The sequence below is a fragment of the Blastococcus sp. SYSU DS0616 genome (assembly GCF_054051015.1).
Window position 1 is genome coordinate 94,678 of sequence record NZ_JBJHAJ010000014.1, and the last position, 18,956, is coordinate 113,633.

The window sequence follows — 18,956 nt, forward strand, 5'->3', positions numbered from 1 at the left end:
GGCGCCGACGCCGTAGCCCTGAGCTACGCGGTGGGGTCGGCCGAGTCGGCCAGGGCCGACTCCACCACGGGGGCGACCCGGTCGGCCAGGTACACGTGCCCCTGATCGTTGGGCGACACCCCGTCAGGAGCGATCAGCGCGTTTCCCTGCGCGAACCAGCCGGCCTCGAGCGCATCCACGAAGGTCACCCCTGCGGCCAGCGCGGCGGCCTGCACCGCGTCCCGCACGGCCAGCAGTCCCTGGGGCACGTCACCGTCATCCCAGACCGGCCCGATCACCACGATGGACGTCTCCGGCGACCTGGCCTGCACGGTCGCGATCACCTCCGCCGCGTTCTGCTGGACGGCGGCGACCGACTCGCCGAGGTCGTTCCGGCTGCCGAAGATGACCGTGACGTCCGCGTCCGGCACCGGGAACGCCTCGACGAGTGCGACGAAGTCCTGGCCGGTGGAGCCAACCGCGGCGTAGCCGGCCTGCGACACGGCATGCAGCCGTAGGTCGGCGTTCGTGCGCTCCGCGACGATGGCCGGCCAGCCGGCTACCCCGAGCCCGCCCGACTCGTTGCCCGCCGCATAACCGTCGCCGTAGACGGCGAGCACCGGTGATGCCACCGACTCGGTGGAGGGCACGCCATCTCCGTCACCGGGAGCGGCCCGGGGAGTGGGCGCCGAGTCCGCAGCGCCGGCAAGGCGGGACTCGCCATAGGAGTCAGCGGACTCCGGGTTCAGCGCCATGAGCGTGAACAGGGCAACGTTCACCACCACCAGCGCGACGAGCGTGACGATGCCCCACCCGGGCGGCCGGTCCAGCTTCCATCCCCGCACCGCAGGAGAGTATCCGCGGGACGGACCAAGACGACGGCATACGCGTCGATCGAGCCCCATCCGTGATGCGTGAAACCGGATCGGAGTGAGCCCCGAACGAACTCTCCAACGCACTGTTATCGATACGCTGCGTCACGACACGAGCGGGAAGGTGTCCGAACCCGCGCTCAACCGGGGTAACGGTCACCTCGTCCGTTGCAGCGACGCGTACGCAGGGTGATCCTTCTGAGCATGACGCCGCGTACACGCCACGTTCTGGGTCCTGCGGGCCGTCCGTGCACGCTGTGCGGGAACACCGAGGTCGTCCTCGTGGAGTCACGCAACGTCCGACGCCTCCGGAACCGGCTCAACCCTGCGTGGGATCCGCACGCCCGCCTCTTCGAGTCGTGCAGCTACTGCGGGGCCCGCTCCGAGGTGCAGCACCAGGACGTCGCCACGGCCAGCTGAGGCCTTTCCCTCGTTGCCCCGGCGGCCGCGTGGGCCGTCGTGCGGACGAGGCGGACCGCGAACGGCCGGGACAGCTGTGACAGCGGAGGACGGGCGCGCCCGACACAGCGAGAATCCACCGGCCGGCAACGGCGCCCGCTCCTACCCTTCGCGGCATGCCCTGTCCCTCCTGCGGGGCGACGGCCACGCGCGCGCAGATCCTCCCCGGCTACTGGCGTTGCGACGCCGACGTCCGCGTCGACCAGCTCGTCGGTGCCCCTACCGGCACGGAGTCCACGACAGTTCCGTCGCCGGCCGAATCCCGCCGCTGCGGCACCGTCTACATCCAGACCCGCGACGACGACGCCGCCACCTGCCGTTGCGGTGAGCCCGCCATCGGTGAGTGCACCGAGTGCACCCGCGCCGTCTGCGCCGACCACTCCGACCTGTGGCAGGGCTGGCGGGTGTGCGACCGCGACCTCGCCAACGCCCGCCTGCGCGCCCGCGCGGCCGCCGTCGCCGAGGAGAAGCGCCGCGAGGAGGAGGCCGCCGCCGCGGAGGCCGAGCGCCTGCGGCAGCGCACCACGTTGCTCGAGCTCGCCGACGAGGACGCCGTCTGGCTGCTCTACGCCCGCGACGAGGCACGCACCGAGCAGCAGGTCCGCTCCGCCGTCCACGTGCTCCGCCGGCTCACCGCCGCCCAGTTCACCGACGTCTGCCTCTACCTGCTCCCCTACGCGCGTGAGCCCGAGACCCGGCGCACCGGGCTCACCCGGCTGACCGGCTGGGCCTTCGAGGGGCCGGACTACCACGGCCGCTCCTGGTTCCTGACCCGCAAGGGCGAGTGGTACCGCGGCGGCGCCTTCGGCGACGAGCAGCGCCGCCGGTGGAAGGACGTGCGCTTCGACGACGTCGAGAAGCGCGCCGTCATCGACGAGATGGCCTGGCAGCAGTCGATCGACAGCCGGCTCCGCTGACCGGTCCTGGTCGGCCGCCGCACGCTCGGCAGCTGCACGAACCCGTCCGTCCCCCGTCGAGTGGGCGCAGCGGCGGGGTCAGGGCCGCTGCGCCGTTCCACCGACCTCCTGGGCCGGGCTGACCACCCCCGTGCTGGTCAGCCGGGCCGAGGGGCGAGGACGGCGTGCGCACTCCGGACCCCGCCATGCGGTACCAATTCGTACTGAACCCGCGCCGCGCCACCGCGGCAACGGAGGCGCGGTGCAAGCCGCCCGCAGATTGAGCGCAGCACTACTTGCGCATGGCTGCACGGGAGCGCCGCCCTGCTGCGCTAGGTTGCCCGGCAACCAGTTGCGGAGCACGGGGGTGCCGATGAGCGGGTCGACGGACGAGGCGCGAGAGCCTGCGGCCACCACCCCGGCCTTCGATCCCTTCGTGGCGCAGGTGGGCTGGCTGATCGCGGCGGCGGGCGGGAAGGACCAGCTCGTCCAGCGCTCCGGCGGGCTGGTCAGCGCGCGCACGCTCGACAACTGGATGGCTGGCAGCTACCCACGCACCAAGGTGACCGGCGCCGTCCGCGAGCTCGACACGTGGGCGCGGGCCGAGATGCCCGGCTACCCGGAGGCGGCCGGGGTGCCCGCTCTCGTCGAGTCCTGCGGGCCCTACCGCGGTGCCCCCGCCGCTCCGGTGGCCCCGGCCGATCCGACTCCCGAGCCCGCCGCCGAGGGCGCCGACCCGGCACCGCCCCGGCGCCGGCTGCCCACCTGGGCGCTGATGGCTGCCTCCCTGGTCCTCGTCGCGGTCCTCTCCTCCGCCCTCACCGCCTTCGTGATCGGCGAGCGCGGCACCGCGGCGGACTCCGCCACCACCACCGACCTGGTCGACGTGCCGCTGCCCAGCACCGGCGACGGCACGCTCATCGAGGAGGAGGCCGGCAGCATCGGCGCCAACACCTTCGCCGACCCGCGCACGCTCTCGGGACGCGGCCCGGCCATCCCGCCGCACACCCGGATCCTGGTGCGCTGCCGCTACTACGCACCGAGCGTGCCCAGCGTCAGCCCCGACGGCTTCTGGTACCTGGTCGAGACCGAGCCGTGGAACGGCCTCTGGACGCCGGCGAATTCCTACATGAACGGCGATCCGCCGGGCGGCCCGTACCTGCACAACACCGACTTCGCCGTGCCCGTCTGCCAGTGAGGCCGCAGTCCTGCTGATGCACGAGCCGACGTGTGGACCGGCCCGATCCGGCGGACGGCCGGAACAGACCTGACAGCAGAGGACGGGCCACCGGCGAAACCCGGTGCTGCGGCATCGTCCGCATCCAGACCCGGGACGAGGGCGCCACCGTGCCGGCAGGCCGATGGGAGCATGTTCCCTGTGCTTGGGGGAAGGCGGCTCGCGGCGGTGGCCAGCACGCTGCTCCTCGTAGGCGGCGTCGGAGGCTGTGGCGAGGACCGTCCCGACGGGAAGCGGCTTCTCTGGGCTGACGAGTTCGACGGGCCCGCGGGTGCCCTCCCCGACCCGGAGGTCTGGACTCCGGAACTCGGCGGCGGCGGCTGGGGCAACGACGAGCTGCAGACCTACACCGGCGACCCGCTGAACGTGGCGCTCGACGGGGACGGTCATTTGCAGCTGACCGCCCGCGCCACCGGCCCCGACGACGACCGCCGGTGGACGTCGGCGCGCATCACCACCTTCGGCGCGCAGACCTTCTTCGAGGGCCGGATCGAGGTCCGCGCCCAGGTGCCCTCCGGAGCCGGGATCTGGCCAGCGGCCTGGACCCTCGGTCAGGACATCCAGCAGGTCGGCTGGCCGGCCTGCGGGGAGATCGACCTCATCGAGTCGATCGGTGACGCCCGTGAAGCCTTGCAGACCGTGCACGGCCCGCGCCCGGACGGCACCAACTGGCTGAAGACGATCGCCACCCCCGTCGACGACCCACTCTCCGAGGACTTCCACGTCTACGGCGCCGACTGGTCGTCCGACCGGATCACCTTCTTCATCGACGACCAGGTCACCGGCACGGTGACGCGGGACGACGTCCCCGAAGGCGCGGCATGGCCCTTCGACAGCCCGCACTACGTGCTGCTCAACGTCGCCGTGGGAGGACGGTTGCCGGGGCCGCCGGACGCCTCCACGCCACAGAAGGCCACCATGCTGGTGGATTGGGTGCGGGTCTACGAGCCGGACTGAACCTGCTGACCCAGCGTCGACGGGACCGCCACGCCGCCCTCTGCCGCCCGCTGCACCGGCACGGCCACGTGGTTCAGGGGCACCTGCCCGGCAGCGGTGACCGGCCCGCCGGCCACCGCGGCCCGGTTGCCCTCGAAGCGCACTCGGTGGCGTCCAGCCGTTCGGAGGACCGGTCGACGTCCGGCCATCGCCACGGCGACCCGGCGGGGCAGCTCCGCGACGGGCACGGCGACCATCGCGACCACGATGACCACGGCCCACGCCACCATCGGCCAGCCCGTGTGGCCCAGGATGCCCCCGCACACCGTGGCGGTCGCCATGAGGACCGCGAGCACCAGGTGCTGCCGGAACACCGCCAAGGGGGTGAGGCGCTCTGCACCAGCCCCCTTGGGAGTCACCTTGAACACGAGCCGCCGCCCCACGAGGACATAGGCCAGGGCGAGGGCGTAGACCGGCTGGACCACCGTGCCGACCAGCCGACCGGGCCAGTGCCAGCCGCCTTCCTGCTCCGGCGTCACGTTGAACCGCTGCATCCAGAACGTGTGCGCCTGCCGCCAGACCAGATAGGGCGCATAGCAGGCCAGCAGCGGGACGAGCGGGATCGAGGCCGGGGCGATCCCCGTAGCGAAGTAGAAGGCGATCAACGACGCACCGAGGACGAACGCCAGCCCGCTGAAGTAGTTCTGCTGCAGCCACAGGTAGAGCGACCCCCGGCCCGGCCCCAGCTTCCGGAGCTGTCGCGGGGTGACCTGGAACAGCAGCGCGAAGCACCCGTAGGCCCAACGCGCCTGCTGGTTGAAGTACGACAGCCAGGTGGACGGCCCCTCTCCAACGGCCAGCGCACGCGGGACGTAGTGGCTACGCCACCCGGCGGCGTGCAGCTTGATGCCGGTGGCGAGGTCCTCGGTGATGTGACCCTCGTACCAGTCGACCGACCGCAGCGCCGCCACCCGGACGACGTGGTTGGCGCCGAGCATCATGGCCATGCCTCGCGCGCTCATGCCCTGCAGGAAGGGGCCGTAGAAGGTGTACTGCTGCTGTGCCGCGCCTCGGGCGACGAGGGTGCCTGTGTTGCCGTACACCTGCGGGGTGACCACCCAGCCGGTCCGTCGGTCCCGGAAGTAGCCGAGGGTCGCGGTCAGGAAGTCCGGTCGGGCGACGAAGTCGGTGTCGATCTGCGCCACGACCTCGTAGCCGTTGCCGTGCGCCTCGTACCAGGCGTTGTGGTTGCCGCCCTTGGTCCGCGCGGCGAACCGGCCCTCCGGCTGGTTCCAGCGGTCGACGCCCTTCCGGCTGAAGTGCCGCACGCCGAGTTGCCGGCACAGCTCGCGGGCGTCCGGGTCATCGCCCTCGTCGAGCACCCAGGTGTCGTGCGGGTACTCGGCTGCGAGCATCGCCTCGAGCGTCCGGGCGAGCATCGCCAGCGGCTCGCTCCCGGGCACGAACGTGGTGATGAATGCGACGCGCAGGCCGGGCTCGGGGAGCGGCGGGGGTGCGTACTGCGGCAGTCGGCGGCTGACCACGTGCCCGAGGGCGTCCATGACGATCCGGTGCCACACCACGAAGGTGAGCAGGACGAAGAGGGTGACGACCGCCCACCGGGGTGCGTGCGGGGAGGCGTCGTCGATCCGGGCGGGATCGAACCAGAACTGCGCGAAGAGGGCCAGACCGAGGACACCCATGGCGATCGATGCCCACCAGACGCCGCGTTCGCGCCGGCTCATCGGAGGACCGACCAGGCTTCGGGCATGGTGGAGCGCAGGACGAGCAAAGGCATGGCGGGACCCCGTGAGAGCTGGACGGTGGGCCTGGGTTCGCCACTGACTCGCCGCCGGCTGAGGCGACCACGTGATCGCCGACGGTTCTTCGCCTGCCCGGCTCTTCATCGAGCCCCCGAGCGTCGGGCTCGGTAGGTGAACACTCCATCAGTCCGACTGCCTAAACCATGATTTGCGCCATTTTTTTGCGCTCGGCCCACTGGCTGCGGCGGGCCGTCACGGGGACGAAGCGGCCTCCATCGAATTCGTCACCCTGGCGACTACCAGCCCCCCGCATACCGTCACGCCACGTATCTGGCGTCTGATCCGGACGGCCGGTATGGACGGTCCCCGGACCATGCCCGGGCCGGCCCGTGCAGCCGGATGGTCGGTGCGCGTCGGCTCGGAAAGCGTCGACCTGCGGCGCACGGCTGATGCGTGACAGCTGGCCGGCTACGTGCGTCGGCGCGCCGTGCCCGTCCCCCGCGACCAGGGCGTGCGCATCAGGCCGCCTTGGGCAGCAGGCGCAGACGGGCCCAGAATCCGATGCTCGTCATCGACCCCTCACGGGAGGACCGGTCCCGGGCCTCGGGCTCCGCCGCGTCGTCGGCAGCCGCCCCCGCCGGATCCTCGGCCCCGGCCTGCACCGCCGGACGGAGACGGGGAGGTGGCACGGGAGCCAAGCGGTGGACGTCGGCCGGTCCGTACGCGGACGGCGGCGCGGCGTGGCGGCCGTAGCTCTCGGCTCCGGAACTGCGGAGGACGACCGTGGCGCTCATCGTCGCCGGGTCGGCATCGTGATCCACCGTCCACGGCAGTACCGCTGCATGCTCATCGGATTGCCCCACACCTATCTCATCGGCAGCCGAGGTCGCGTCCGTGACGCTGCCCGGTCGACAGCGCGGCGGCTCCCCCCTCCGGGTGATCCGGGCCTCGGGACGGGTGAACCCGCGCCGTCCCGAGGCCGATGCCCCTGCCATGCACCAGCCAGACCAGGACGCTGCCCTGCGGCGGCGCCCCGGCCGCGCGCTGCTCCTGACCATCGGGCTGGTCGCGCTCTTCGCCACCGGCATCGGGCCGCGGCCGGCCGGCGCGGCGTGGGACCGGACCTACGACGTCGTCCTCTACAACCTGCCCTACCTCGCCGCCGCGGCCGTCTGCGTCATGGCGGCCCGGCGGGTGCGGTCGGAGCGGATCGCCTGGGGCACGCTCGCCGTCGCCCTGGTCCTGGGCGCGCTCGGCAACGTGCTGCGCGTGCTCTCCGCCGGGTTGGAGGGCAACGAACCGTCGTCCACCCTCTCGCATGCGGTCATGCTGGTGGCCTACCTGGCCATGTACGTGCCGGTCGTCGTGCTGATCCGCACCCGGGTGCCGCGCTTCCACCCGAGCATGTGGCTCGACGGGGTGGTGGCCGCCCTCGGCAGCCTCGCCGCCGGCGTCGCCTTCCTCCTGGGCCCCTACCTGCTGACCGACCCCGGCGAGAGACCGGTGGCGGCCGTCGACCTCGCGGCACCGATCACGACGATCCTGCTCATCGGCATGGTCATGGCCGTCGGCGGCATCCTCGGCGTGCGCCTCGACCGCACCTTCGTGCTGCTCGGCGCCGCGCTGGGCCTGATCTGCCTGTCGGACCTCATCCTGTTCAGCCTCAAGATGCAGGGCACCTACGTCGACGGCGGGCCGCTGGAGCTCGGCTGGCTCGCCTCCGTCGTCCTGGCCGCCGCCGCCGCCGCGGGCGCGGTCGAGCCACCCCGACTCCTCCGCAGCGGCGGCTCCCGCACCGGCTGGCGGCTGCTCGCCGTGCCGCTCGCCTGCCTGGTCGCCAGCCTCGTCGTGCTCAGCCCCTGGTCGCAGCCCGTGCCCGACGTCGCCGGCTGGCTGGCCATCGGGTGCGTGCTGGCCGGCGTCGTCCGCATCGCCGTCACCTTCCGCGAGGTGCGCGGGTACAACCAGGTCAAGCTGGAGTCGCGCACCGACGAGCTCACCGCCCTCGCCAACCGCCGGGCGCTCATCGAACGGGCCCAGCGGGTCGTCGCCTCGGCCACGCCAGAGCAGCCCGCCGCCCTCCTGCTGCTCGACCTCGACGGGTTCAAGGAGATCAACGACAGCCTCGGCCACTCCGCCGGCGACGACCTGCTCCGCCAGATCGGGCCGCGGCTGCTCGGCTCCCTGCGCGCCGGCGACGTCCTGGCCCGGCTCGGGGGCGACGAGTTCGCCGTCCTGATGCCGGCCGCGGCGGCCGACGAGGCGCGGGCGCTCGCCGAACGGCTGCGCGAGCTGCTGCAAGCACCGTTCACGGTCGCCGACGTCCGGCTGCACGTCGGCGTCAGCATCGGCGTCGCCACCACGCCGGCCCCGGCGGCGACCGTCGAGGAGCTGCTGCACTGCGCCGACGTCGCCATGTACAGCGCCAAGCGCGCCCGCGAGGGGGTGCACGTCTACGTGCCCGACCCCGTCACCGGCACCGCCGGCAGCGACCGCCTGCGCACCATGGAGGAGCTGCGCACCGCCCTCGACGGGGACGAGATCTGCGTCTTCCTGCAGCCGCAGGTGGACCTGCGCGACGGCCGGATCGTGGGCACCGAGGCGCTGGTCCGGTGGAACCACCCCACCCGGGGACTGCTCTCCCCCGCCCACCTGCTGCCGGCGGCCGAGCAGGCCGGGCTGCTGCGACCGCTCACCGACCGGGTGCTCGAACTGGCGCTCACCGCGGCCGCCCGCTGGTGGCCCGAGCGCGAGGTGCCGGTGTCGGTGAACCTGTCGGCGGCGAACGTCACCGACCTCGACCTGGCCGGCAAGGTCGCCGCCGCGCTGCACCGGCACGGCCTGCCCGCACGGGCGCTCACGCTGGAGCTCGTCGAGGACACCCTCATGGCCGATCCCGAGCGCGGCCGCACGGTGCTCGCCGACCTGCGCGCCTCGGGCGTGCGCACCTCCATCGACGACTACGGCACGGGGTACAGCTCGCTGGCCTACCTGCGGCACCTCCCGGCCGACGAGCTCAAGCTCGATCGCAGCCTGACCGCCGACGTCGACCGCGACCCGCGGGCGGCGGCCATCGTGCAGAGCACCGTCGCGCTGGCCCACGCCCTCGGCCTGAGCCTGGTGGCCGAGGGGGTCGAGACCCTGGCGACGAGTGCCACACTCGCCCGCCTCGGGTGCGACGTCGCGCAGGGGTACGCCCTCGCGCGCCCCATGCCGGTCGAGGACTTCCTGGACTGGCTGGCCGCCTCCGACTCCGGGCTCGTCGACGCGGCCCTGATCCCGCAGCTCAGCCGGGGGTGGACCCCCGACTGACTCCGCCGGGTGAGGAGGACACTCCGGGGTGACGCGCGACCGGGCGACACGCCGACCACGATCACCACGCAGCGTTGCTGTTTGTGGACTATGAGCGGGTGACGCCGCCTTCCCCTGCCCCTGACCTGCTCGATTCCCCTGTCGCCTGGCGCGACCTCGCTCCGGAGATCCTCCGGCAGCGACTCGTGATCGAGGGCTACCCGGCCGCGCCCGTGGACGACGCCCAGATCCGCACGTACCTCTCGGCCCTTTCCCGCGAGGTGGACATGGTCCAGCTCCTCGAGCCGGTGACGCACCGCTCCGACCTCTACGGCTGGGCCGGCTGGATCCACTGGGAGACCTCGGGCGCGCACTTCTACGCCTGGGAGCAGCCGCGGCTGTTCTTCTCCGTCGACATCTACACGTGCAAGGCGTTCGACCCCGACGTCGCCGTGGCGTTCACCGCCGACTTCTTCGCCGCCCGCACCGTCGTCGCGAAGTCCTTCTGACATGGCCCTCCGTCTGCTGGTGGCGCACTCCCCCGCCGAACGGGACGCCGCACGCCAGGTCGAGGCCGACGTCTTCCTGCAGGCCTTCGGCAACACGCCCGAGCTCTTGGAGCAGGAGTACGGCGACTACGAGGCGCGGTCGCGGTTCGTCGCGGTGATCGACGAGGAGAGCGGCGCCGCCCTCGGCACCGCTCGGCTGATCACCGCCGGCGACAGCCCGGTGAAGACCCTGGTCGACGTGGCGGGTGACCCCTGGCGGCTGCCCGTGGCCGACAGCCTGGGCACGGTCGGCCTCGAGCCCGGCACCGTGTGGGACGTGGCGAGCCTCGCCGTGGACCCCCGGTACCGCGCCGGCGCCGCGGGCGCCGAGGTCAGCGTCGCCCTGTGCCACGGCATCTGGCGGTACGCCCGCAACTGCGGGATCCCCGGCATGGTCACCATCCTCGACGACCGGGTGCACCGGCTGGTGCGTGCGATGGGCCTGCCCTGGCACACGATGGCGGGCGCGACCTCCCAGCCCTACCTCGGCTCCCCCGCCAGCACCCCGTGCGTCTTCGTCGTGCGGACAGCGGAAGCGGAGGTGTACGCGGCCCGCCCGGACCTCGCGCCGGCCCTGGACCACGGCGTGTTCCGCTCGATCACCGTCGACCCGGCCGACCTGGCAGCCACCCGCGGCGTCCTCGTCGAGCCGGCCGAGCCGGCGCTCGCCGAGCCGTTCCGCCGGGACACCACCGGGTGGCGGCCGCCGACGGCCCGCCGCACGGAGCAGCTCGCGGGCCCAGGCTCCTGACCTCTTCGCCATCCGCCTGCTCGCCGAAGTCCACCTCCGCAGGCCAATCCGCGCCGACGCTCCGAGGCGAGATCATCCTGCGGAGTCGGGGCCTCGTGATGCCTACTCGCGGAGCTGACTGGCGGACGCGCGGTGCGGCTCCGCCGGCACGAGAAGGCGCCGACACGGCGTGCCGCACGCGGCACGCCGTGTCGGCGCCCCGGTCGGAGCCTCGACGTCTTCCCGCCCGAACTTCCGGTCCCTTAGCTTTGCGGTACGTCTTCGGAGCGTTAGCCAACGGGGGTCCTGCGATGCCAACTGAGACCAGCAATCGAGCGCATCGCCGGCCCGGCACGGCATTGACCGTTGGCCGGCCCCCCAGGCGCACCACCGTCGGGTTGGCACTGGCAACGAGCGCCGCACTGCTGCTCACCAGTTGCGGCGGTGAAGCACCCGCTGCTCCCGCCACCGCCACGACGTCCGCCGCGCCGGCCGTGACCGAGCCGGTGGACGCGACGACGTCGACGTCGGCGTCGGCGTCGCCCAGCACTACGACCACCTCCTCCACCACCGGCTCACCCACAGAAGGCGGTGGCGTGCTGACGGCCGGGGATGAGGGCCGCGAGCTCACGCTCGCCGATTTCTTCAACCCGGCTCAGTACTGGGACGAGGACCGCTACGACATCGCCGACCGCAAGGACGTACCCGGCATCGCCACCAAAGTCGACAGCTGCTACGCGACAGCAGCTGACGAACTCGAGATGCGCCTGGGCAACAACTTCTCCCAGCTCACGTTCTCGGTGGGCCAGGCCAACGACTCGTTGAGCTCTGACCAGAGCATCACGGTCGAAGTACTGGGCAACGAGTCTCAGCGGGAAATCCAAAGCGTCCCGTTCAACGAGATCACCGAGTTCGATATCCCGGTAGAAGGGGTCAACGCGCTGAAGATCCGCCTCCACCTGGACGACAAGGTGGCCGACTGCGGCGGGTCGGTGATCGGTGTTCTCGTGGACCCCGTCCTGAGTTGACCGGCGAAGAGCGTGCCGAGCAGCAGGGTCGGTTGAAGTGGCTGCATGCCTGGCAGAACAATCCGCTGGCCAAGGCGGTGATGGGCGCGGTCCTGTTCGCAGCCGCGGCAGCCACAGTTCTGACCTACGTCGACAACTCCGACGAGGTGAGCGGCGGCACTGGGTCGCCCGCACCCTTGTCCACCCCCTCAATCCCTCCAGCCGCGGCGCCCGTAGGTGAGCCTGTGCACGACACCGCACCGGCCGTGGGCAGTTGCCTCGACTCTGACGATGCCCCGGCTCCTTGCGACGGGCCCCATTCCACCGAGATCTTCGCTACCGGCGACTGCTCCGAGGCAGCGCTTCTGGCCTATCTCGGTGGTCGGCCGGGGCAAGACGTGCTGCGGGAGCTTTCCACTGCCAGCCCGCCGATCGGCGACACGGTGGCGTGCACGGTGGCCGCGCCCGAAGGTGCCCTCGTCGGCGGCAGTCATCGGGATGTCCTGCTCAGCAACGCGGGGGACGCGTGGCGACGGTGCATCGACCAGTTGCAGCGAGGGGTCGGCTGCGCACAACCGCACATCGCCGAAGTCATCTTCGATCGCGGGGACACCACCGACCCCCTCGACTGCGCGCGTCGGGCGAACGACTACCTCGGCACGCCCTTCGCCAGGGTGTCTGCCGATCTCCGGGTGCTGCAGGACGGGCAGGGCTGCCTTCTCGCCGTTCGCGGCGACAACATCCTGACCGGCTCGCTGCGCCGGCTGGGCTCGCAAAGCCTGCCCCTCCAAGCTGCACCGAACTGACCTCAGCCGCTGATCCCTCTGATTCCGGAGGCAGCGCCGGGGCGCGTCGCTCCTGGACGATCATGACGGCTCGATCTCGGCTAACGTCCACGCGGATGAAGCCGCCGTGGAGGTGATCGGCGGCGACGACGACCTCGTAGGGCACAGTTCCCTGGATGTCCGCGGAAGCGCGGCCGGCCGCCCGGCGGTCGGTGTGCGGTTCGGCTCGCCGCCTGATCGGGCCACCAGATGGACACGAACGTAATGGCCCCGGCGCGTTCCCGAGGGCACCCGACCGCGTGGCCCCGCGCCGCCCCAGGTGAGCTCTCGATGGCGCACCGGCCACTCGCGGTACCGGCTCCGGGCGGCGTCCAGGCAGCTGACCCGGCGGCGACGAGAACCGCCGCCTGGTCAGCGGGTGGTCGTGTCGGCGTGCTCCTGCTGCCGCGCGGCCAGCCGCTCCTTCTGCGGGATCACGACGTACTTTGGGTCCTTGGTGCTGGCGATGCCGGCCTCGAAGACTCCGAACCGGGTGAGCAGCGAGCCGGCCGCCAGCAGCGTCCCGGACGCGACCGCGCCCCACCGCTTCCGCCCGGCCACCGCCGTCAGCCCGGCACCCACCGCGGTGCACGCCTGCGCTGCGCGCATCAGCTTCCCGGGCCGCCCCTCGTGGAACGGCTCGCTGAGGATGCCGTGGTCGTTCTCGACCTTGTGCATCGCGGCGAGCTCGATCGCCGCCCCGGCCATCGCCATCTTCCGCGCCGGCGCCGCCTCCTCCACCGGCGTGAACACCATCGTGATGCCCCCACCGGCGGCCATCGCCGAGCCGCCGAAGACGAACGGCAGCTGGGTGTGCGCCGCGTGCCACGACGGCACCGCGGTGTTGGCCAGCAGCACGCCGGTGTAGGTAGCCAGCGGCCCGCCGAACAGCGCCGCCACCGCACCGCCGAAGCGCTTGAGCCGCGGGAACCAGCCCAGCAGCTCCACCGCCGCCGTCGCGCCGGCCGCCGCGCTGAACGGCGCCAGGATGTAGGTGCCCACCGACAGCGGCGACGTCGGCTTGAGCACCCGCAGCATGTGCAGGAACCGCTCCGGCCGCCCCAGGTCGTGGATGAGGAAGACCACCGACAGGATCGACCCGGCGCCCGCGGTGTACCGCGACACCCGGGTCAGCGCCGGGTGGTCGGTGACGTCGGCCAGCGCGCCGAGGATCGCCGACGAGCCGGCCGCCCCACCCAGGAACAGGTAGAGCGGCACGTCCGGCGTCTTCCACACCGGCGTCTTCACGATCTGCCGGCCGTAGTACGAGGTGAACTCGACGTCGTCGACCATCGCGACCTCGCCGCGACCCCGGCCCCCGCCGCGCTTGCGGCGCTTCTTGCCCGTCCGTTGCACCGCCGGGCCCTGGTCGGCCTGGCGCCACCCCGAGCCCGGGCTGGTGATACCGCCGGTCATGTCACCTCCGCCGCGAGCCGAGGATCGCCGTGACGGCGACCCCGACCATCATCGCCGCGGCCTTGCCGGCCGCCTTCCACATCGCCGGCAGGTCCCGCGTCGTCACGATCGGGTCCGGCGGCAGGCCGTAGACCTCCGGCTCGTCGAGCAGCAGGAAGAAGGCCCCGTCACCGCCGACGCCGTCGTTCTCGTCCCGGCCGTAGAGCCGGGCGGTCTCCACGCCCTGCGCCGTGAGCGTCGCCAGCCGTGCGTCGGCGCGTTCCTGCAGCTCGTCGAGGTCACCGAACTGGATCGACTGCGTCGGGCACGCCGTGGCGCACGCCGGCTGCAGCCCGTCGGTCAGGCGGTCGTAGCACATCGTGCACTTGAAGACCCGGCCGTCGTCCTTGCGCTGGTCGATCACGCCGTACGGGCAGGCCGCAACGCAGTAGCCGCAGCCGTTGCAGATGTCGCCCTGCACCACCACGGTGCCGAACTCGGTGCGGAACAGCGCCCCCGTCGGGCAGACGTCCAGGCAGCCGGCGTGCGTGCAGTGCTTGCAGACGTCGGAACTCATCAGCCAGCGGATCTGCTTGTCCGCGCCGGTCTGGCCGGTCTGCGGGTCGAACTCGCTCAGCGCCTCGGCGTTGAGCACGCTCTGCTGGGCGTTCGCCAGGCTCACGTCGTCCCCGGCGAGCGCCGGCGACGGTCCGCTGCCCTGCCGGTCGTCGCCCGGCCGGCCGAACGTGGGCATCGGCAGGTCGACGGCGCGGCTCTGCTCGATGAACGCCACGTGCCGCCAGGAGTTCGCGCCCAGCTGCCCGGTGTTGTCGTAGGACATGCCGGACAGGCCCAGGGCGTCGCGGACACCGTCGGAGTCGTCCATCGGGAGCGTGTTCCACTCCTTGCACGCCACCTCGCAGGCCTTGCAGCCGATGCAGACCGAGGTGTCGGTGAAGAAGCCCACCCGCTTGGGGTGCTCCTCCTCGTAGCCGGCCTCGGCCGTGACGTCGGGCAGCGGGCCGAACAGCCGGTTCTCCGGGTCGCGGCCGGTGAAGGCCGGGCTGGCCGAGCTGATCGTCATCGCACTCCCTCCCGCACGTCGTCCTGGCTCACCATGGCGGGTCCTGGCTCACGACCGGCGCTGAGCCAGGACCCGGAACGATCAGCTGACCTGATCATCGCGATCCCGCCGGTCACTGCGTGGACCCTTCCCCGGCCTCGGCGGCCACCGGGTCGCGGCCGTTGAGCCCCACCCGACCCGACTCCACCCCGGCCCGCCGGCGGTAGCTCTCCACGAAGTCGAGCAGCTCCGGGCCGCGCGGGCGTCGTCCCGGCACGATGTCGGCGGTGCTGACCTTGTCCTCCTGGATGTGTGTGTTGGCGTCGAGCACGATGCCGAGCAGGTCGTTGGCCGAATCCCCGGTGGAGATGCCGCTGTAGGACCAGTGGTACGGCATGCCGATCTGGTGCACGACCGTGCCGTTGCGCAGCTTGATGGGCCGCATCCGCTCGGTGACCAGCACCTTCGCCTCGATCGCCGTCCGGGCGCTGACCAGCGTCGCGTACTCGCCGTTGGCCAGTCCGCGCAGCCGGGCCAGCTCCGGGCTCACCTCGACGAAGAACTCCGGCTGCAGTTCCGCCAGGTAGGGGAGCGTGCGGCTCATCGCGCCCGCGGTGTGGTGCTCGGTGAGCCGGTAGGTGGTCACCTGGAACGGGAAGACGTCGCTGCGCGACGGGTTCTCCCGGTTCCACGGACCCGGGATCCGCTCGATCGTCGGGTTCGCCTGCACCTCGTACAGCGCGTTCCCGACGACCGACTCCGCCGGCTCGTAGTGCGTCGGCAGCGGCCCGTCCACCAGGCCGGCCGGCGCGTAGAGCCAGCCCTTCCCGTCGCCCTGCATGACGAACGGGTCGTCGCCGCGCAGCGCGTCCTGCGCCCGAGCGTCGTCGGGCGGCACGTAGTCGGGGCGCTTGTTCTTCTCGAAGTCGGGGACGTCGAGACCGGTCCACTCGCCGGCCGCCTCGTCCCACCACACGTACTTCTTGCGCTCGCTCCACGGCTTGCCGTCGGGATCGGCCGAGGCACGGTTGTAGAGGACACGGCGGTTGAGCGGCCAGGCCCAGCCCCACTCGGGGGCCGCGGGGCCCTGCTCGGCCGCCGGCCTGCGCCGACGGGCCTGGTTGACGCCGTCGGCGTAGACGCCGCAGTAGATCCAGCAGCCGCCGGTCGTCGAGCCGTCGTCCTTCATCTGCATGTAGGAGTTCAGCAGCTGACCGTCGGGGCCGAAGCCGTTGATCTCGCGCAGCACCGCGTCGGCGTCCGGCTCGAGCCGCTCGCCGTGCACCGGATAGCCCCAGGTCAGGTCCAGCAGCGGGCGGTCGCGCGGGTCGGTGGAGTCCTTCAGTCGCTCGCGGAGGATGCGGCCGAGGTGGAAGTAGAACCACAGGTCGCTGCGCGCGTCGTCCGGCGACTCGACCGCCTTGTCCCGCCACTGCAGCATCCGCTGGGTCTGCGTGAAGGTGCCTTCCTTCTCCACGTGCGTCGCCGCGGGCATGAAGAAGACCTCGGTGCCGATCGAATCGGGGGACAGCTCCCCCGTCTCGATCTCCGGCGCCTGCTGCCAGAAGGTCGCCGACTCGATCAACTGCAGGTCGCGGACGACCAGCCAGTCGAGGTTGGCCAGGCCGAACCGGTTCATCCGGCCGTTGGGGTGCCCGACCACGGGGTTCTCCCCGACCAGGAAGTAGCCGGAGACCTTGCCCTCGATCATGTCGGCGATCGTGCGGTAGGAGCTGTGGTCGCCGTTGATCCTGGGCAGGTAGTCGAAGCAGAAGTCGTTCTCCGCCGTCGCCGCGTCGCCCCACCACGCCTTGAGCAGGCTGGTCATGTAGGCGCGCTTGTTGCCCCAGAAGCCCGCCTTGCCGGCGGCGTCGGCGACGTAGTCGTCGAGGTCGTCGTGCTGCAGCGCGTGGGGCATCGGGAGGTAGCCCGGCAGGATGTTGTACAGCGTCGGGATGTCGGTCGAGCCCTGGATGCTGGCGTGCCCGCGCAGCGCCATGATCCCGCCGCCGGGGCGGCCGATGTTGCCCAGCAGGAGCTGCAGGATCGAGCAGGTGCGGATGTACTGCGCGCCGACGCTGTGCTGCGTCCAGCCCACCGAGTACACCCACGCCGTCGTCCGGTCGCGGCCGCTGTTCTCGGTGACCCACCGCGCGACCTGCTCGAAGACCTCCGGCTCGATGCCGCAGACCTCGGACACCATCTCGGGGGTGTAGCGGGCGTAGTGCCGCTTGAGGATCTGGAACACCGAGCGCGGGTGCTGCAACGTCTCGTCGCGCTTGGGCTTGCCCGGGATCGGCGGCCCGCCGCTGCCGGCCGCCTGCGCGCGGTCGGCCCTCGTGACCGACGGGTCGTCGTCGGTCCGGTCCTGCTCCGCGGCCTCGGCCGGGTCGTCGGCACCCGACTGCGCCGGCTCCTCGAGCTCGTACTGCCAGCTGGTCTCGTCGTAGGTGCTCGTCTCCGGGTCGAAGCCGGAGAACAGGCCGCCGAGGTCCTCCGCGTCGACGAACTCCTCGCCGATGAGCGCGGCGGCGTTCGTGTAGGCGGTGACGTACTCCTTGAAGTACAGCTCGTTGTCGAGCACGTACCTGATCAGGCCGCCGAGGAAGGCGATGTCGCTGCCCATCCGCAGCGGCACGTGCAGGTCGGCTATCGCACTGGTCCTGGTGAACCGCGGGTCGATGTGCACGATCTTCGCGCCGCGCGCCTTGGCCTCGGCCACCCACTGGAAGCCCACCGGGTGGCACTCGGCCATGTTGGAGCCCTCGATGACGATGCAGTCGGCGTTCGCGAGGTCCTGCTGGGTGTTCGTGGCGCCACCACGACCGAACGAGGCACCCAGACCGGGCACCGTGGAGGAGTGCTATATGCGCGCCTGGTTCTCGATCTGGATGGCGCCGAGGGCGCTGTAGAGCTTCTTCATGAGGTAGTTCTCCTCGTTGTCGAGGGTCGCCCCTCCGAGGCTCGCTATCCCCATGGTGCGGTTGACGCGCTTCCCGCCGTCCTCGTCCTGCCAGCCCTTGCGGCGTGCCTCCAGGACGCGGTCGGCGATCATCTCCATCGCCGTGTCGAGGTCGAGGTCCTCCCACTCCGTCCCGAACGGACGGCGGTACTTGACCGTGGTGACCCGGGTCGGGCTGGTGACCAGCTGCTTGCTCGCGCTGCCCTTGGGGCACAGCCGCCCGCGGTTGACCGGCGAGTCGGGGTTGCCCTCGATCTGGACGATCTGCTCGTCCTTCACGTACACGTTCTGCGCGCAGCCGACGGCGCAGTACGGGCAGACGCTCTTCACGACGCGGTCAGCGGTGGCGGTGCGCGACACGGTGGCCTCGGTGGCCTTGCTGCGCGCGGCCTTGCCACGGCCCAGCGGGTCGGAGCCGGTGAGCTGGCGGTACACCGGCCAGCTGTCGAGCCAGGTCTTCACCTGCGTCACTCTGCCATCCGGCGTCCCGCGCGGCGCGCCGACAGGCCCGCGCACCGGATCGGGACCGTCCGCAACGGGCGGTTGCGGACAGCCGCGCGGGCGGGGACCGGGCCCCCCGTGGGCCCGGTCCCCGCCGCGCGGTCGCCGGGTCAGCGCGCGGCGCCGTCGCGCTGCGTCGCGGTGAAGGTGAAGGTGAAGGTGCTGGACTGCCGGCGCAGCTCGTCACCGGCCGTCGACGGGAACGAGACCGTGGTCAGCAGGTGGTCCACCCCACCCGGCCGCAGGCTCGCGGCGCCGGCGAGCGCCTCGTCCATGACGATCGGGCCGGCGTAGAAGTCGGTCACGGCGCCGCCGCACGACCAGCCCCCGCCCGCCTTCGTCCACGGCGTGGCGCAGGACTGCACGCTCATCTGCAGGCCGTCGATCCGGTCGGGGGGGGGGGGGGGGGGGGGGGGGGGCCCCCCCCCCCCGCCCCCCCCCCCACCCCCCCCCACCCCCCCCAACCCCCCCACCCAGCCCACCTCTACCCCCA

15 protein-coding genes and 1 pseudogene are annotated in these 18,956 nt (G+C 72.1%); 9 read left to right on the forward strand and 7 right to left on the reverse strand.

Going from position 1 to position 18,956, the window contains the following annotated elements; all coding sequences use genetic code 11:
• Positions 1–23: 23 nt before the first annotated feature.
• Entirely contained in the window at positions 24–824 is an 801-nt protein-coding gene (locus tag ACI79K_RS12420) for an SGNH/GDSL hydrolase family protein (protein ID WP_456599851.1), read from the reverse strand.
• Positions 825–1,133: 309 nt separating this feature from the next.
• Between ACI79K_RS12420 and ACI79K_RS12425 the strand changes: the two genes are divergently transcribed.
• The 4 genes from ACI79K_RS12425 to ACI79K_RS12440 all read left to right on the forward strand — a co-directional run bounded on the left by ACI79K_RS12425 (position 1,134) and on the right by ACI79K_RS12440 (position 4,400).
• Complete coding sequence (locus tag ACI79K_RS12425; protein ID WP_456588338.1) at positions 1,134–1,271, forward strand: hypothetical protein; 138 nt, start codon at positions 1,134–1,136, stop codon at positions 1,269–1,271.
• Positions 1,272–1,426: 155 nt separating this feature from the next.
• A complete protein-coding gene (locus tag ACI79K_RS12430; RefSeq protein ID WP_456599852.1) occupies positions 1,427–2,227 on the forward strand; it encodes a hypothetical protein in 801 nt (266 codons plus the stop codon).
• Positions 2,228–2,579: 352 nt separating this feature from the next.
• Entirely contained in the window at positions 2,580–3,404 is an 825-nt protein-coding gene (locus ACI79K_RS12435) for a hypothetical protein (protein WP_456599853.1), read from the forward strand.
• A gap of 207 nt (positions 3,405–3,611) precedes the next feature.
• Positions 3,612–4,400, forward strand: a complete 789-nt coding sequence (locus ACI79K_RS12440) for a glycoside hydrolase family 16 protein (protein ID WP_456588335.1) — start codon at positions 3,612–3,614, stop codon at positions 4,398–4,400.
• On the opposite strand, the gene ACI79K_RS12445 is transcribed toward ACI79K_RS12440, so the two are convergent.
• A complete protein-coding gene (locus ACI79K_RS12445; RefSeq protein WP_456588334.1) occupies positions 4,385–6,124 on the reverse strand; it encodes a glycosyltransferase family 2 protein in 1,740 nt (579 codons plus the stop codon). The genes ACI79K_RS12440 and ACI79K_RS12445 overlap by 16 nt on opposite strands.
• Positions 6,125–6,660: 536 nt before the next feature.
• Positions 6,661–6,936 (reverse strand): hypothetical protein, encoded by a 276-nt coding sequence (locus tag ACI79K_RS12450; protein ID WP_456599854.1) that lies wholly within the window; start codon positions 6,934–6,936, stop codon positions 6,661–6,663.
• A 199-nt stretch (positions 6,937–7,135) separates the two neighbouring features.
• Here ACI79K_RS12450 and ACI79K_RS12455 point away from each other — a divergent pair, with 199 nt between their 5' ends.
• The 5 genes from ACI79K_RS12455 (at position 7,136) to ACI79K_RS12475 (ending at position 12,524) form a co-directional block, all read left to right on the forward strand.
• Positions 7,136–9,454 (forward strand): putative bifunctional diguanylate cyclase/phosphodiesterase, encoded by a 2,319-nt coding sequence (locus tag ACI79K_RS12455; RefSeq protein ID WP_456599855.1) that lies wholly within the window; start codon positions 7,136–7,138, stop codon positions 9,452–9,454.
• A 98-nt stretch (positions 9,455–9,552) separates the two neighbouring features.
• Complete coding sequence (locus tag ACI79K_RS12460; protein ID WP_456599856.1) at positions 9,553–9,942, forward strand: S-adenosylmethionine decarboxylase; 390 nt, start codon at positions 9,553–9,555, stop codon at positions 9,940–9,942.
• Between the two features lies 1 nt (position 9,943).
• Positions 9,944–10,732 (forward strand): hypothetical protein, encoded by a 789-nt coding sequence (locus ACI79K_RS12465; RefSeq protein WP_456599857.1) that lies wholly within the window; start codon positions 9,944–9,946, stop codon positions 10,730–10,732.
• Between the two features lie 290 nt (positions 10,733–11,022).
• Positions 11,023–11,739, forward strand: a complete 717-nt coding sequence (locus tag ACI79K_RS12470; RefSeq protein ID WP_456599858.1) for a hypothetical protein — start codon at positions 11,023–11,025, stop codon at positions 11,737–11,739.
• Positions 11,736–12,524: a hypothetical protein gene (locus ACI79K_RS12475; protein WP_456599859.1), complete on the forward strand. Its 789-nt coding sequence runs from the start codon at positions 11,736–11,738 to the stop codon at positions 12,522–12,524. The genes ACI79K_RS12470 and ACI79K_RS12475 overlap by 4 nt, the downstream gene beginning before the upstream one ends.
• A 390-nt stretch (positions 12,525–12,914) precedes the next feature.
• Here the strand turns inward: ACI79K_RS12475 and nrfD are convergent, their stop codons facing one another.
• From nrfD to ACI79K_RS12495, 4 genes and pseudogenes are all read right to left on the reverse strand, one after another.
• Positions 12,915–13,958 (reverse strand): NrfD/PsrC family molybdoenzyme membrane anchor subunit, encoded by a 1,044-nt coding sequence (gene nrfD / locus ACI79K_RS12480; protein WP_456599860.1) that lies wholly within the window; start codon positions 13,956–13,958, stop codon positions 12,915–12,917.
• Between the two features lies 1 nt (position 13,959).
• Positions 13,960–15,021, reverse strand: coding sequence for a 4Fe-4S dicluster domain-containing protein (locus tag ACI79K_RS12485; RefSeq protein WP_456599861.1), 1,062 nt, complete (start codon positions 15,019–15,021; stop codon positions 13,960–13,962).
• A gap of 112 nt (positions 15,022–15,133) precedes the next feature.
• Positions 15,134–18,433: pseudogene (fdh, locus tag ACI79K_RS12490) on the reverse strand (formate dehydrogenase).
• Positions 18,434–18,573: 140 nt separating this feature from the next.
• Positions 18,574–18,834, reverse strand: coding sequence for a hypothetical protein (locus tag ACI79K_RS12495; protein WP_456588305.1), 261 nt, complete (start codon positions 18,832–18,834; stop codon positions 18,574–18,576).
• Positions 18,835–18,956: the final 122 nt, after the last annotated feature.

What these genes read in the sequence shown, in the direction of transcription:
- ACI79K_RS12430 (WP_456599852.1), top strand. Translation starts at nt 1,427, where the DNA reads ATGCCCTGTCCCTCCTGCGGGGCGACGGCCACGCGCGCGCAGATCCTC.
- ACI79K_RS12435 (WP_456599853.1), top strand. Translation starts at nt 2,580, where the DNA reads ATGAGCGGGTCGACGGACGAGGCGCGAGAGCCTGCGGCCACCACCCCG.
- ACI79K_RS12445 (WP_456588334.1), bottom strand. Translation starts at nt 6,124, where the DNA reads ATGAGCCGGCGCGAACGCGGCGTCTGGTGGGCATCGATCGCCATGGGT.
- ACI79K_RS12450 (WP_456599854.1), bottom strand. Translation starts at nt 6,936, where the DNA reads ATGAGCGCCACGGTCGTCCTCCGCAGTTCCGGAGCCGAGAGCTACGGC.
- ACI79K_RS12455 (WP_456599855.1), top strand. Translation starts at nt 7,136, where the DNA reads ATGCACCAGCCAGACCAGGACGCTGCCCTGCGGCGGCGCCCCGGCCGC.
- ACI79K_RS12465 (WP_456599857.1), top strand. Translation starts at nt 9,944, where the DNA reads ATGGCCCTCCGTCTGCTGGTGGCGCACTCCCCCGCCGAACGGGACGCC.
- ACI79K_RS12470 (WP_456599858.1), top strand. Translation starts at nt 11,023, where the DNA reads ATGCCAACTGAGACCAGCAATCGAGCGCATCGCCGGCCCGGCACGGCA.
- nrfD (WP_456599860.1), bottom strand. Translation starts at nt 13,958, where the DNA reads ATGACCGGCGGTATCACCAGCCCGGGCTCGGGGTGGCGCCAGGCCGAC.
- ACI79K_RS12485 (WP_456599861.1), bottom strand. Translation starts at nt 15,021, where the DNA reads ATGACGATCAGCTCGGCCAGCCCGGCCTTCACCGGCCGCGACCCGGAG.
- ACI79K_RS12495 (WP_456588305.1), bottom strand. Translation starts at nt 18,834, where the DNA reads ATGAGCGTGCAGTCCTGCGCCACGCCGTGGACGAAGGCGGGCGGGGGC.